Raw genomic sequence first — 13,432 nt, forward strand, 5'->3', positions numbered from 1 at the left:
TCGTGACTATTCGGCTGTACGACACCAGCGCCCGGCAGATCCGTGACTTCACCCCGCTCATGCCGGGTTGTGTCTCGATCTACCTCTGTGGTGCCACCGTGCAGGCCGCACCGCACATCGGGCACATCCGGTCCGGTCTGAACTTCGACATCATGCGCCGCTGGTTCGAGTACCGCGGCTACGACGTCACGTTCATCCGCAACGTCACCGACATCGACGACAAGATCATCGCCAAGTCGCACGACCAGGGCCGCCCCTGGTGGTCCATCGGCTACGAGAACGAGCGGGCGTTCAACGACGGCTACCAGGCCCTCGGCTGCCTCCCGCCGACCTACGAGCCGCGTGCCACCGGGCACGTCCCCGAGATGATCGAGATGATGCGCGGCCTCATCGAGCGCGGTCACGCCTACGAGTCGGACGGCAACGTCTACTTCGACGTGCGCTCCTTCCCGGGCTACCTCCAGCTGTCCAACCAGGAGCTGGACAACCTGCTCCAGCCCGCCGCGGACGGCGAGACCGGCAAGCGCGACCCCCGTGACTTCGCGCTGTGGAAGGCGACCAAGCCGGGCGAGCCCGACTGGGAGACCCCGTGGGGCCGTGGCCGCCCCGGCTGGCACCTGGAGTGCTCGGCCATGGCCCACAAGTACCTCGGTACCGCCTTCGACATCCACGGCGGCGGCCTCGACCTGATCTTCCCGCACCACGAGAACGAGATCGCCCAGGCCAAGGCCTACGGCGACGACTTCGCCGCGTACTGGGTGCACAACGCCTGGGTCACCATGAGCGGCGAGAAGATGTCGAAGTCGCTCGGCAACAGCGTCCTCGTCTCCGAGATGGTCAAGACGTGGCGCCCGATCGTCCTGCGCTACTACCTCGGCACCCCGCACTACCGCTCGATGATCGAGTACAGCGAGGAGGCCCTGCGCGAGGCCGAGTCGGCGTTCGCGCGCATCGAGGGCTTCGTGCAGCGCGTCGTCGAGAAGGCCGGCACCGTCGAGCCCTCCGCCGAGGTCCCGCCCGCCTTCGCCGAGGCCATGGACGACGACCTGGGCGTCCCGCAGGCACTCGCCATCGTCCACACCACGGTCCGCCAGGGCAACAGCGCGCTGGCCGCCGACGACAAGGAAGCCGCGGTGGCCCGCCTCGCCGAGGTCCGCGCCATGCTCGGCGTCCTCGGCCTCGACCCGCTCGAGGCCCACTGGGCCGGCGAGGAGAGCCGCGGCGAAGACCTGCACGGCGTGGTCGACAGCCTCGTACGACTCGTCCTCGACCAGCGCGAGTCGGCCCGCGGCCGCAAGGACTGGGCCACCGCGGACGCCATCCGCGACCAGCTCAACCAGTCGGGCCTGTCCATCGAGGACGGCCCCCAGGGACCGCGCTGGACCCTCGGTCCGCGCTAGCCCGCTTTCTTGATCGATTGTGCCGCCCGGCCCTCCGGGCGGCACACTGCATAGACGTACGTATTACTTCCGTAGAGAACAGGTAGGTCATGGCCGCGAACAACCGCCGCATGTCCGGCAAGAAGGGCGCGCAGGTCGGCAGTGGCGGCCAGCGACGCAAGGGCCTCGAAGGCCGGGGTCCGACGCCGCCCGCCGAGCTGCGCAAGAAGCACAAGGCGAACCGCATCGCCAACGCCAAGGCCAAGCAGGCCGCGCGCCGTCCCACGCCGCGCGGCCGGGGCGGCAAGGGCACGTCCGAGATGGTCGTCGGCCGCAACCCCGTCGTCGAGGCACTGCGCGAGGGCGTGCCCGCGGTGACGCTGTACGTCCAGCAGTTCATCGACAACGACGAGCGGGTGCGCGAGGTGCTCCAGCTCGCCGCCGAGCGCGGCGGGATCAACCTCATGGAGGCCCCCCGCCCCGAGCTCGACCGGATGACCAACGGGCTCAACCACCAGGGCCTGGTCCTCCAGGTCCCGCCGTACGAGTACGCCCACCCCGAGGACCTCGCCAACGCCGCCTACGACCACGGCGAGGACCCGCTGATCGTGGCGCTGGACGGTGTCACCGACCCGCGCAACCTCGGCGCCGTCGTCCGCTCCGTGTCGGCCTTCGGCGGCCACGGCGTCGTCGTGCCCGAGCGCCGCGCGGCCGGCATGACCGCCGGCGCCTGGAAGACGTCCGCCGGTACGGCCGCCCGTACGCCCGTCGCCCGCGCCACCAACCTGACGCGCGCCCTGGAGGCGTACCAGAAGGCCGGCATCGCCGTCGTCGGCCTCGCCGCCGACGGAGAGCACGAGATCGGCGACCTGGAGGCCCTCGGCGGCCCGGTCGTCATCGTCGTCGGCAGCGAGGGCAAGGGCCTGTCCCGGCTGGTCGGCGAGACGTGCGACTTCCGGGTGCGGATCCCGATGCCGGGTGGCGCGGAGTCGCTGAACGCCGGTGTGGCAGCGGGTGTGGTGCTGTACGAGGCGGCTCGTCGGCGGGCGTGAACAGGGGTCCGCACCGTCACCCGCACGGGGGAATCCCGCCTCCGTTCGGGCGATGCGGGCAAGCTTGACGCTGTCCGGACACATCCGGGCAGTCAAAAGCAGTGTCCTAAACGCACGTCACTCGGTTAGATGAGTGTGGACACCAGAACACCCCGCACACCCACGGGGGACCGCTCGTCGGGATTCGATTCCGGATTCGACGACGCTCCCGCGCTGAGCATGGTGAAGGTGCCGAGCGATCCGGCGCAGGTCATCGTCAATCACGCCAGCTTCCGCGTGCAGTTGGGCGCGTCGACGAGACGTGCCGCCCAATCCCCGCGGATCGCCCGGCACTTGAGCGCCGCCGAGGACACCGCCCGGATGCCCGCCGTGGGAACCACGGCCACCGGTGCGGCCCGCCGCCGCCCCGTCGTCTGGAGCGGCAAGTCCGCCCCCGACGACACCGGCGCCCACCGCCTGCTCCAGGCCGTGCGCGGCGGCGGCGTCCGCCCGGTCGACGAGCCCTCCGCCGGCGCCGGAGCCACTCAGGTCATCCCCCGAATCGACGTCTACGACGACGAGTTGACCCAGACCGTCGAGACCCCCGTCGTCGGCGCCCAGCGCACCTACGACGGCGACGAACCCCGTCTCCTGCCCGACATGCGGACCGTCGGCAGCGCCTACGACGAGGAACTCGGCTCCGGCGACGAGGAGTTCGAGGACACGGCGCGATCCGGTGACACCGGCACGTCCCGGCGCCCCGGCGTCGACCCCGCGCGGCACGCCTACTACCCGGGCCGCCGCATGAACCTGGGCGTCGTCCTCCTCCCGCTGCGCATCTTCCTCGGCTTCATCTCCATCTACGCCGGCATGGGCAAGCTCTGCGACCCCGTCTACTTCGACGGCGGCAAGCGCGGCTCCATGGTCAAGTGGCTCAACACCCTGCACCCCTGGGAAGTCGCCGAACCACTGCGCCAGTTCGCCCTCCAGCACCCCGTCGGCTCCGGCCTGGTCATCGCCTTCCTCCAGGTCATCGTGGGCGTCCTCACGATCCTGGGCTGCTGGCAGCGCGTCGGCGCCGCCTTGGGCGCCCTGCTCTCCGCCGCGCTCCTGCTCACCGTCAGCTGGAAGAGCGTCCCCGCCTACGACGCGCCCGACATCATCTACCTCGCCGCCTGGTCCCCGCTGATCATCGCCGGCGCCCCCGTCTACTCCATCGACGGACGCCTCGCCGGCGGCGCCTGGCGCCGCCTCGGACCCCGCTCCGACCTCTGGGAACTGCGCCGCTACGTCCTGCGCCGAGGCGCCCTCGTCACGGCCGTCGTCATCGGGCTCACCCTGCTGATCGGCTCGATGCTCGGCGGCGCCGTCCGCGACGCCGACCGCATCATCGTCCCCGGCCCCGGCGACGCCCCGCGCAACGAACTCCCCGGCTCCCCGCTCCCGCAGGAACCCGGCAAGCGCAAGAAGACCCCGTCCGCCTCCACCTCGCCCACCCAGGGCGCCACGGCGGGCACGGCCACCCCCTCCGGCGCCGCCACCACCCCGGGCGCCACCAAGGACACCAGCACCACCACCGGCGCCCCCAGCCAGACCCAGGGCACCGGCCAGGCCCCGCCCCAGCAGTCCTCCCCGACCGGAGGCGCCCCCAGCAGCAGCTCGGGACCGACCGGCGGCACCGGCTCCACGGGCGGCACCGGCGGTACGACAGGCGGCTCGGACACCGGAGGCTCCTCCGGCGAACCGGGCCTGGTAGGCGGCCTGTTGGGGTAGCTGAGCCGGTGGGAGGCATTCTGGGACAGCAGCCCACCGGCTGACCCGAAGACGCGAAGGGCCCGGCACCTGAGTGCCGGGCCCTTCTGCGACGTGACGCTCAGCGCCCGAGCGCCGCCAACTCCTTCGCCGCCTCGGTCAGATCCTTCGCGGTGTCGATGGCCCGCCAGTACGCCCCCTGCGGAATCGGATACCCGGCGAGCCGCAGCTCCCGCGCCAGATGCGGGAACGTGGTCCGCTCGTGGTCCCCCCGCTCGGGCAGCATCGAGGCGAACTCCGGGGAGAAGACGTACACACCCGCATTGATCTCGTACGTCGTCGGCGGGGACTCGATGAAGTCCGTGATGTGCCCGAACCCGTCGGTCTGCACGGCCCCCCACGGAATCCGCGGCCGCGCCAGCGCCAGCGTCGCCACCGCGTCGCGCTCGGCGTGGAAGTCCGCCATCTCGCGCAGCGAGAACCTGGTCCAGATGTCGCCGTTCGTGGCGTACCAGGGCTGGTCCGGGTGCGGAAGACGCGCCGCCGCGTACTTGAGGCCACCACCGCGGCCCAGCGGCTCCGTCTCGACGACCGTCGTCACGTTCACCGGCAGATCGGCCGAGTCCAGCCACGTCTGCAGGACGTCGGCGAGATGGCCACAGCTGACCACCACGTCCGTCACGCCCTCCTCGGCGAGCCAGACAAGCTGATGGCCGATGATCGGAGTCCCCGTCCCGGGGATCTCGACCATCGGCTTGGGCCGGTCGTCGGTGTACGGGCGCAGCCGCGAGCCCTGGCCACCTGCCAGGACGACGGCTTGAACGGGGCGGGACGCGGCGTTCGGATCGGTCATGACCGAACTGTACGTGGCGTCCCGCGCGCGGATTCTGCCGGTAACCGTTCCTTATTCAGACGTAACTTTCTACAAGCGGAATGGAGGCCTCCCCCGATCGTGAGGAGGCCATGGCCTCAGCTGTGCGCCGCCGCCACACCCGTCGCGAAGGAGGTGTCGCAGACGGGCCGGGCGTACGACTGCGCACGCGTCGGGCCGTACACCCGCACTGCCGCACGGCCCAGCGCGCGGGCGATCGACACACAGTGCCTGGCGAGCGACGGGTGCCCGTTCACGGCCTCCTGGAGGTGGGTGAGGGCGACGCCCGGGTTCTCCTCCTGGAGCTCGGTCAGGAGCTTGTCGCGCAGGACCTCCTGCGGGGCACGCGCCCTGGCCTTCGAGGAGGCGCCGGCCGCCGAGACGTCGGAGGCGGTGAGCACGGAGCCCGAGGGATCCCCCGACCAGTCGACTCGGGTGACCGCGAGGGTCCCGGAGAGGACCAGGACGACTGGCAGGACAAGGGCGAGCGTGCGGCCGATACGGCGGGCGGGGCCCTGGCCGCGTCGCGTCTGTTGGTTAGTGGAGTGCTTCACGCGTGTGAGGGTAGCGCGGGGTGATGATTTGGCGACATTTAGTCACCGGTTCGGGGGATGAACTGGTGCCTCGAATTGGGTAAGGCGTTGACGCACACTGCTCGAAATGACCGGTCTGCCGGGGTATTTGTTGACAACGAAGAGGGCCCCGCAGCAGGCTGCGGGGCCCTCTTCGTCAACCTGGGTGAAATCACCCGGGATGTACTGCCTGTGGGTCAGTCGGAGAGACGCTCACCGGTCGAGGTCGAGAACACGTGGGTCTCGCCCGAGCGCGGGACGACGTGCAGCGTGCTGCCCTTCTCCGGGACGTCACGGCCGCTGACACGGACGACGAGGTCCTGCGCGTTGCCGTCGAGCTTGGCGGTGCCGTAGACGTACGCGTCGGCGCCCAGCTCCTCGACCACGTTCACGGTGACCGCGAGACCCAGGTCCGCCTCCGGGCCCGCCACCTCGAAGTGCTCCGGACGGACACCCACGGTCACCGTCTTGTCGGTGATGCCGGAGATCGCGTCACGCTGGACCGGCACGATGCTCTTGCCGAACTTCACGCCACCGTCGGTGATCGGGACCTCGACCAGGTTCATCGCGGGGGAGCCGATGAAGCCGGCGACGAAGAGGTTCGCCGGACGGTCGTACATGCTGCGCGGGGTGTCGACCTGCTGGAGCAGACCGTCCTTCAGCACGGCCACCCGGTCGCCCATCGTCATGGCCTCGACCTGGTCGTGGGTGACGTAGACGGTGGTGATGCCGAGACGACGCTGCAGGGACGCGATCTGCGTACGCGTGGACACACGGAGCTTGGCGTCCAGGTTGGACAGCGGCTCGTCCATGAGGAACACCTGCGGCTCACGCACGATGGCGCGGCCCATGGCGACACGCTGACGCTGACCACCGGAGAGCGCCTTCGGCTTGCGGGCCAGGTAGTCGGTCAGGTCGAGGATCTTCGCCGCGTCCTCGACCTTCTGCTTGATCTCGGCCTTCGGCACACCGGCGATCTTGAGCGCGAAGCCCATGTTGTCGGCGACGGTCATGTGCGGGTACAGCGCGTAGTTCTGGAACACCATGGCGATGTCCCGGTCCTTCGGCGGCAGGTGCGTGACGTCACGGTCACCGATGCGGATCGCGCCGCCGTTGACGTCCTCGAGCCCCGCCAGCATGCGGAGGGAGGTCGACTTGCCACAGCCGGACGGACCGACCAGAACGAGGAACTCTCCGTCCTCGATGTGGATGTCAAGACCGTCTACGGCGGGCTTCTCGGTGCCCGGGTAGATCCGGGTCGCCTTGTCGAACGAAACAGTGGCCATGGTGATGGGCCCCCTTCTACCGGCAGGAACGTGCCGGACGATCCGTTGTAGGAAGGTGGTGGTGTAGTCCACACAGGTGAACTGGGAGGGACGGTACCTGGCGTTCACCCGATCTGTCAGTAGTCGAGGGCATGTGAACTTCGCCGAAATTTTCGACAGGGTGCCACCGGGACCTGGGTACACTGCACGGGCGCGTACCGCGGCGGACGTACGCATGCCTCCTTAGCTCAGATGGCCAGAGCAACGCACTTGTAATGCGTAGGTCGTCGGTTCGAATCCGACAGGGGGCTCCACGAAATCCCAGGTCATACCCAATCTGACCTGGGATTTTTCATGCCCGGCCGCCCAGCGCCCCCAGCGCTTCGTCGGTCAGCCGGTACACCGTCCACTCGTCCTGCGGACGCGCCCCCAGGGCCTCGTAGAACGCGATCGACGGTGTGTTCCAGTCCAGGACCGACCACTCCAGGCGCTCGTACCCCCGCTCCACGCAGATCCGGGCGAGTTCGGTGAGCAGGGCCTTGCCGTGGCCGGCGCCTCGGGCTTCCGGGCGTACGTAGAGGTCCTCCAGGTAGATCCCGTGGACGCCGCGCCAGGTGGAGAAGTTGAGGAACCACAGGGCGTAGCCGACGGCTTCTCCGGTCGTGTCGTCCTCGGCGATGTGCGCGTAGGCCGCCGGGCGCTCGCCGAACAGGGCTTCGTGGAGTTGTTCCGGGGTCGCGTTCGCCTCGTCCGGGGCCTTTTCGTAGTCGGCGAGCTCGCGGATCAGGGCGTGGACGGCGGGGATGTCGGCGGGGGTGGCGGTGCGGATCATGAGGGGTGGTGGCCTTTCAGGCGGCGGGCGATATCCAATTGTTCCGGCTCGAGTGGGCGCCCGTCCTCGATCTCCCAGAGGCAGTTCTGGAGGACGCGGCCCAGGGTCCAGGCACGCGCGCGTGGGCGGTCGAGGCCGAGGACGTCGGTCATGGCGTCGAAGCGCCAGTGCACTTCGTCGGGGTCGAAGCGGTTGTCGATGGCGGGGAGGAGGTCGAAGCCGGGGTCGCCAGCGAGGGGTGCGGGGGATGTACGCGACGTATCGGGCGGCTGACCGGCGGGAGGCGGGGGCGCACAGTGCGGAGTCGTCGCGGCTGGCGCGGGTCGCGGACCGGATTGCCGGGCGTCACTAGGGTTTCGGCCGTCCCTGGAAACTCGTGAGTGCGCTGTCACACCCCTGTGCGACCATCGCCTCAACGACCGATGTTCCAGGGGGGATTCTGTGTCCGACGACGTTTCCTGTCCGCCTGCGAGACGGATGGGACGAAGGCGTGCGGCCGTGTTCGCCGTCGTCGTCTCGCTGTGTGCGTCACTGCTGTCCCTGGCGGGTGCGGGGCCGGCCGTCGCCGACGAGGCGGAGTGTGCGCCGCTCGCGCTCGCGGCCTTCGGTGATCCGGGGGACGCGATCGGCAAGGCGACCGTCGCGCCCGATTCGAGCGCCTGCTATACCGTCACCGTCGAGACGCCCGGCCTTTATCTGGTGCCGGCGATGGACGCCAACGGCAACACGATGGCCAGGCAGTTGTTCGCCGCCGACGGCGGTCAGGTGGACTGCTCCGGCGACGGGTACGCGACGAGGGACATGTGCGCGGTGCCCGCGGCCGGCACCTACACGTTGAAGGTCCTCAACACCGGCTGGGAGGACGAGACCGCCTCCGTGACGTTCGTGCCGCTCGGCTCGGACAAGGGGTGCGCGCTCGCTGTCGGCACCGACTGGGACCAGCCGGATGTCACCCGTACGACAGTGAGCCAGGTGGAGGTCGACTGCCAGCCTTTCGAAGGCGAGCGCGGCGACCGGGTCCGGCTCACCTACGGGTCGAAGGTGTACGGCGACTCCCGTGCCTGGATCACCGACGCGACCGGTGCCCGGGTCTGCGAGCAGTTCCCGGAGGACGGCGAGGACAGCTGTGTCCTGCCCGGCGACGGCCCTTACCGGGTGATCTCGACCGTCTCGCGCTCGGAGAACGGCTTCCCCGCCGAGTTCGCCGTCAAGGTGCGTCGGCTCAGCGACCCGCAGGGCTGTACCGCCACTCCGGTCCGCCCGTACGGCGCGCTGGAGCGGCAGGACTTCACCGCCAACCCGTGCTTCACCTTCACCGCCGCTTCCGCGGGCTCGTACACCGTGCACTCGGTGAGCGAGGACCGGGAGGTCGAGGTGGCGCGGGTGTACGACGCGGCCGGGCTGAGCGTGTGCCGGTACGGTGCCGATCCGTGCCGGATCAAGGCGCCGGGTACGTACACGGCCGTTCTCGACGGCACGTACCCCTTCCGTGACACGCGGGCCGGCCTGGTCGTCCTCGACCGCGCGGCCGACGACGGGTGCGTGGCGACCGGGACCGGTCTGTACACGGGTGAGTTGACTTCGGTCGGGGAGTACGACTGCCTTGCGCTGTCCGTTCCGCGGGGGGCCCGGATCGCCGCGCTCACCTCGCTCTCCTCTGCCGGGCTGACTCCCGAGGTGGAGGTCCTGGACCGCACGGGCACCGCGCAGTGCGATGAGGGTGAGCTCCGTGGCGGCGACTGCGCGCTCACGGGTGAGGCTCCTTACCGGGCCCTGGTGCACACCGAGGACGGCGGTGACTCGGCGACGGGTGCCTACGCGGTGGCCTTTCACCGGACCGACGTCGCCGAGGGCTGCCCCGTGCTGTCCGCCGGGAGTTTCGGCGCGGGCGGCGCGAAGGCCACGCTGACCACCGGCGGCGGCGTCTTCTCGCACTGCTTGGCCATCCCGGCGGCCGCGCACACCGACGCCGAGGTGTTCCAGCTGATCGCCACTTCCGGGACGGCCTCCGCGGCGTTCTCGGTGCTGGACTCCGACGGCAAGCGGGTCTGTGAGCGCTATGCCACGACCAACGGCTGGGTCATCTGCTCCCTGACGCCGGGCAAGGACCACACCGTGCTGGTCAACGGCCGGGACGAGACGGCCACCTACAGTCTGACCCGGCGGGACGTCACGGCGAGCGCTTCCTCGGCGGGCTGTACCAAGACCGCGGCGGCCAAGGTCGGCGGGCCCTCGGTGAAGAGTGGGTACGACGGTCCTGGCACGCTGAACTGCCATCAGGTGACCACCGCCGCGGCCGGCGATGTCGTGCACGTCAATGTGCGGGACGCCCTCGGGACCGCCAACAGCGCGGTCATCGCCGACAACGGCCGGGTGGAGTGCTCCTTCCGTAACTCCTCTTGTGCGGTCACCGGGTCCACCACGCATCAGGTCCTCGTGCAGACGCCGGTCACGCTGAAGGCGGCGCCCGAGTACCGCCTGGACGCTCTGCGGATCGCGACCGCCGACGGTCCGGCGCCGGAGTGCGTGAAGGTGCCGTCCGTGGCCTACGGATACGGGCCGATCACCGGCACCTTGGACGAGTCGCACACCGCGGTGTGCGCGGCGCTGCCGACCGCCGGGTTCGACCGCTTCGAGACGGACATCAAGGACACAGCCGGTGCCGCCACCACGGCGGTGCCGGCGCTGTACAACACGTCGACCTGGGCCAACGGCTGCACGCACTACATCCCGGAGGGTTACGACTGCGACGCGTTGGGCTCCTCCTCGCAGAGCACGCCGACGGTGTTCGTCCTGGGCTTGCCCGAGAAGGCGTCCAGCACTGCCTACAGCGCCGAGCTCACCTGTACGTCGGTGTGTGGCACGGAGAAGACGGCCGTCACCGCGGTCAGCCCCGACACCGGTGTGACCGGCGGTAAGGTGAAGCTGACGGTCACCGGCACCGTGCTCGGCCCCGACGTCGTCGTCCGGCTCAGCCTGGCCGGCAAGACGATCACGGCGGCGGCGGATTCGGTCTCCGCGGACAACCGGACGGTGACCGCGCCGCTCGACCTGACCGGCGCGGCCACCGGTACCTGGAACGTCAGCGTGATCACGCGTGGCTGGGAGTTCCCGCGCGGCACCTTCACCGTGGCTGCCCGGCCCGAGCTGCAGAACACGGCCGCCCCCAAGGTGACGGGCACGGCCAAGGTCGGGGCCAAGGTCGCGGCGTCGCCGGGGAGTTGGTCGGCGGCCGCGTCCTCGTACACGTACCAGTGGAAGGCGGACGGTACGCCGGTCTCGGGGGCGACGGGGAAGTCGTTCACTCTGCTTGCCTCGATGGTCGGCAAGAAGCTGACCGTGACCGTCACCGCGGTCAAGGAGGGCTGGCAGAGCGGGACGGCGACTTCGGCCGCGGTGACCGTGGCCAAGGGGGACGCGCCCAACGCGAGCAAGGTGCCGGTGATCAGCGGGACGGCGAAGGTCGGGAAGACCCTGAAGGCGTCGAAGGGGACGTGGAGTCCGGCGCCGACCTCGTTCGCGTACCAGTGGTACGCGAACGGGAAGGTGATCACCGGGGCCACCAAGTCCTCGCTGGTGCTGAAGTCGGCGCAGAAGGGCAAGAAGATCACCGTGAAGGTGATCGCGCACCGTACCGGTCACAAGGACGGGTCGGCGGTGAGCAAGGCGACCAAGGCGGTCGTGAAGTGAGCCGTTGAGGCGGGCGGAGGGGGCGGCCGGACGGTCGCCCCCTCTGCGTGACCGGGAGGAGTCCGCCGAAGCGGGTGTGTCAGGGCAGGAGAACGACCTTTCCGGTGGTGCCGCGTGTTTCCAGTGCCCGGTGTGCGGCGGCTGCCTCGCTGAGGGGGAAGCGGTGGATCGCGGGGGTGAGGCGGCCTGCGGCGGCTTCGCTGAGGGCGCGTAGTTCGAGGGTGCGGACGGGGTTGGGTCCGCCGGCCTTCTGCATCATCGCGGGGCCCAGGACCTGCTCGGACACGCCGTCGATCAGGTAGGGCCCGCCGTCGTGGATGCCTTCTGCGGACCAGCCGAAGACGATGTGCCGGCCGCCGGGGCCGAGGAGTTCGGTGCTGTGGCGGGCGATCTCGCCCCCGACGCCGTCGAAGACGACGGTGGCGGGCCTGCCGCCGAGGAAGGCGCGGACCTTGTCGGGCCAGGCGGGGTCCTTGTAGTCGACGGCGAGGTCGGCGCCGTTCTCCGCGACGCGGGCCGCTTTCCGCGGGCCGCCGGCCAGGCCGACGACGGTGGCGCCGGCGTTCTTGGCGTACTGCACGAGGAGGGTGCCGATGCCGCCGGCGGCGGCCGGGATCACGGCGACCGAGTCGGGGCCGAGGTCGGCGAACTGGAGGATCCCCATCGTCGTACGGCCTGTTCCGATCATGGCGACGGCCTCGGCGGCGTCGAGGTTCGCCGGGATCTCGTGGACGCGGTCGACGTCGGTGACGGCGAGTTCGGCGTAGCCGCCGGGGGCGAAGCCGAGGTGGGCGACGACGTGCTTGCCGAGCCAGAGGGCGGCGACGCCGTCGCCGAGGGACTCGATGACGCCGGCGACCTCACGGCCGGGGATGGTGGGCAGTTGCGTCGGTGCGGGCAGGGGGCCCTGTGCGCCCTCGCGGAGTGCGGTGTCCAGGAGGTGGACGCCGGCCGCCTCCACGGCGATACGGACCTGGCCGGGGCCGGGGAGAGGGGCCTCGACCTCCTCGTAAGTGAGGTTCTCGGCCGGGCCGAAGGCGTGCAGTCGGATGGCGTGCATGGGTGTTCCCCCTGTGGGCTGTCGGAGCCCGGGTCGTGGTGGCCCGGGCCGTCGACCTCACTCTTCAACCTCAAGCATGCTTGAGGTCAAGGGTGTGCCCTCGGACAGGACACCGGGGGCGCCGACCTGGTCGCCGTTGCCGCGGTCGATGGCGGGGCGGCCGCGCCAGCCGTCGAAGCGGAGGTCGAGCAGTTGCGCATCGGGCGCCCTGTTCTCTGACGGCGGGGGAGTCTTCGCAGGTCAGGGTGTTCGCCCGGGGTGTTGTCAGTGGTGGGGTGCAGCATGGGGGCATGGCGAGGCGAGTGGCGGGTGGAGCCGGCGGTGCCGGTGTGAAGGGTGCGCGGCGGCCGGAGGTGCGGTTGCCGCCGTTGGCGGTGTACGACGGCGGGGGGCTGGAGCCGGACGGGGACTATGACGGGCTGGAGTTCACGGAGGCGGACTTCGCGGGCCAGGACGCCTCGGGCGCCCGTTTCATGGACTGCGCGCTGACGGGGTGCGCGCTGGACGAGACACGGTTGCGCAACGCGCGCCTGCTGGACTCGGTCCTCACCGGCGTCCGGGGGGTCGGGACCAATCTGTCGGAGGCGACCCTGCGGGACGTGGAGCTGGTCGACGCCCGGCTGGGCGGGGTGCAGTTGCACGGGGCGGTCCTGGAGCGGGTGGTGATCCGCGGCGGCAAGATCGACTATCTGAACCTGCGGGCGGCGCACCTGCGGGACGTCGTCTTCGAGGGCTGCGTCCTCGTCGAGCCGGACTTCGGCGGGGCCCGGCTGGAGCGGGTGGAGTTCGTGGACTGCGCGCTGAAGCGGGCGGACCTCACGGGGGTGACGCTCATGGACGTGGATCTGCGGGGGGCGGTGGAGATCGACATCGCGCGGGGGGTGGAGCGGCTTGCGGGGGCGGTCGTCAGTAGCGCACAACTGCTGGATCTGGCACCGGTGCTGGCGGCTCAGATGGGGATCAGGGTGGAGGGCTGACGG

Annotated in this window: 10 protein-coding genes, 1 tRNA gene and 1 pseudogene; 6 read left to right on the forward strand and 6 right to left on the reverse strand. The window is 70.5% G+C overall.

The genetic code is table 11. The features are described 5' to 3' along the window. The first annotated feature begins 2 nt into the window (after positions 1-2). The 3 genes from cysS (at position 3) to QF037_RS25840 (ending at position 4,183) form a co-directional block, all read left to right on the forward strand. Complete coding sequence (cysS, locus tag QF037_RS25830) at positions 3-1,400, forward strand: cysteine--tRNA ligase (protein ID WP_307029056.1); 1,398 nt, start codon at positions 3-5, stop codon at positions 1,398-1,400. 89 nt (positions 1,401-1,489) lie between these two features. Beyond that, positions 1,490-2,431 carry a 23S rRNA (guanosine(2251)-2'-O)-methyltransferase RlmB gene (gene rlmB / locus QF037_RS25835; protein WP_307029058.1) on the forward strand — a complete coding sequence of 314 codons (942 nt, stop codon included), beginning with the start codon at positions 1,490-1,492 and terminating at the stop codon, positions 2,429-2,431. A 129-nt stretch (positions 2,432-2,560) separates the two neighbouring features. Then, positions 2,561-4,183 carry a DoxX family protein gene (locus QF037_RS25840; protein ID WP_307029060.1) on the forward strand — a complete coding sequence of 541 codons (1,623 nt, stop codon included), beginning with the start codon at positions 2,561-2,563 and terminating at the stop codon, positions 4,181-4,183. 100 nt (positions 4,184-4,283) lie between these two features. On the opposite strand, the gene QF037_RS25845 is transcribed toward QF037_RS25840, so the two are convergent. The 3 genes from QF037_RS25845 to QF037_RS25855 all read right to left on the reverse strand — a co-directional run bounded on the left by QF037_RS25845 (position 4,284) and on the right by QF037_RS25855 (position 6,891). After that, the gene (locus tag QF037_RS25845) at positions 4,284-5,015 is read right to left on the reverse strand and encodes a nucleotidyltransferase family protein (protein ID WP_307029062.1); all 732 of its coding nucleotides are present in this window, start codon (positions 5,013-5,015) and stop codon (positions 4,284-4,286) included. Between the two features lie 116 nt (positions 5,016-5,131). Then, positions 5,132-5,587, reverse strand: a complete 456-nt coding sequence (locus QF037_RS25850; RefSeq protein WP_307029064.1) for a hypothetical protein — start codon at positions 5,585-5,587, stop codon at positions 5,132-5,134. 215 nt (positions 5,588-5,802) lie between these two features. After that, on the reverse strand, positions 5,803-6,891 hold the full coding sequence (locus QF037_RS25855; protein ID WP_307029066.1) for an ABC transporter ATP-binding protein: 1,089 nt from the start codon (positions 6,889-6,891) through the stop codon (positions 5,803-5,805). A 216-nt stretch (positions 6,892-7,107) separates the two neighbouring features. Between QF037_RS25855 and QF037_RS25860 the strand changes: the two genes are divergently transcribed. After that, a tRNA-Thr gene (locus QF037_RS25860) sits at positions 7,108-7,184 on the forward strand. A gap of 38 nt (positions 7,185-7,222) precedes the next feature. Here QF037_RS25860 and QF037_RS25865 read toward each other — a convergent pair. Beyond that, positions 7,223-7,702 carry a GNAT family N-acetyltransferase gene (locus QF037_RS25865; RefSeq protein WP_307029067.1) on the reverse strand — a complete coding sequence of 160 codons (480 nt, stop codon included), beginning with the start codon at positions 7,700-7,702 and terminating at the stop codon, positions 7,223-7,225. Further along, a pseudogene (locus tag QF037_RS25870) lies at positions 7,699-7,947 on the reverse strand (hydroxyurea phosphotransferase); the annotation flags it as partial. The gene QF037_RS25865 and the pseudogene QF037_RS25870, both read right to left, overlap by 4 nt. Positions 7,948-8,200: 253 nt before the next feature. Here QF037_RS25870 and QF037_RS25875 point away from each other — a divergent pair. Continuing rightward, complete coding sequence (locus tag QF037_RS25875) at positions 8,201-11,392, forward strand: Tat pathway signal protein (RefSeq protein WP_307029069.1); 3,192 nt, start codon at positions 8,201-8,203, stop codon at positions 11,390-11,392. A gap of 79 nt (positions 11,393-11,471) precedes the next feature. Here the strand turns inward: QF037_RS25875 and QF037_RS25880 are convergent, their stop codons facing one another. Continuing rightward, the gene (locus tag QF037_RS25880) at positions 11,472-12,452 is read right to left on the reverse strand and encodes a zinc-binding dehydrogenase (RefSeq protein ID WP_307029071.1); all 981 of its coding nucleotides are present in this window, start codon (positions 12,450-12,452) and stop codon (positions 11,472-11,474) included. Between the two features lie 290 nt (positions 12,453-12,742). Here QF037_RS25880 and QF037_RS25885 point away from each other — a divergent pair, with 290 nt between their 5' ends. Then, entirely contained in the window at positions 12,743-13,429 is a 687-nt protein-coding gene (locus tag QF037_RS25885) for a pentapeptide repeat-containing protein (RefSeq protein ID WP_307029073.1), read from the forward strand. Positions 13,430-13,432 lie beyond the last annotated feature (3 nt).

Origin of the sequence: Streptomyces canus, from assembly GCF_030815415.1 — a bacterium.
GTDB lineage: Bacteria > Actinomycetota > Actinomycetes > Streptomycetales > Streptomycetaceae > Streptomyces > Streptomyces canus_F.

Excerpts from the sequence above, each read along its gene's own strand:
- QF037_RS25840 (WP_307029060.1), top strand. The coding sequence starts at position 2,561 with ATGAGTGTGGACACCAGAACACCCCGCACACCCACGGGGGACCGCTCG.
- QF037_RS25845 (WP_307029062.1), bottom strand. The coding sequence starts at position 5,015 with ATGACCGATCCGAACGCCGCGTCCCGCCCCGTTCAAGCCGTCGTCCTG.
- rlmB (WP_307029058.1), top strand. The coding sequence starts at position 1,490 with ATGGCCGCGAACAACCGCCGCATGTCCGGCAAGAAGGGCGCGCAGGTC.
- QF037_RS25855 (WP_307029066.1), bottom strand. The coding sequence starts at position 6,891 with ATGGCCACTGTTTCGTTCGACAAGGCGACCCGGATCTACCCGGGCACC.
- QF037_RS25865 (WP_307029067.1), bottom strand. The coding sequence starts at position 7,702 with ATGATCCGCACCGCCACCCCCGCCGACATCCCCGCCGTCCACGCCCTG.
- QF037_RS25885 (WP_307029073.1), top strand. The coding sequence starts at position 12,743 with ATGGCGAGGCGAGTGGCGGGTGGAGCCGGCGGTGCCGGTGTGAAGGGT.
- QF037_RS25880 (WP_307029071.1), bottom strand. The coding sequence starts at position 12,452 with ATGCACGCCATCCGACTGCACGCCTTCGGCCCGGCCGAGAACCTCACT.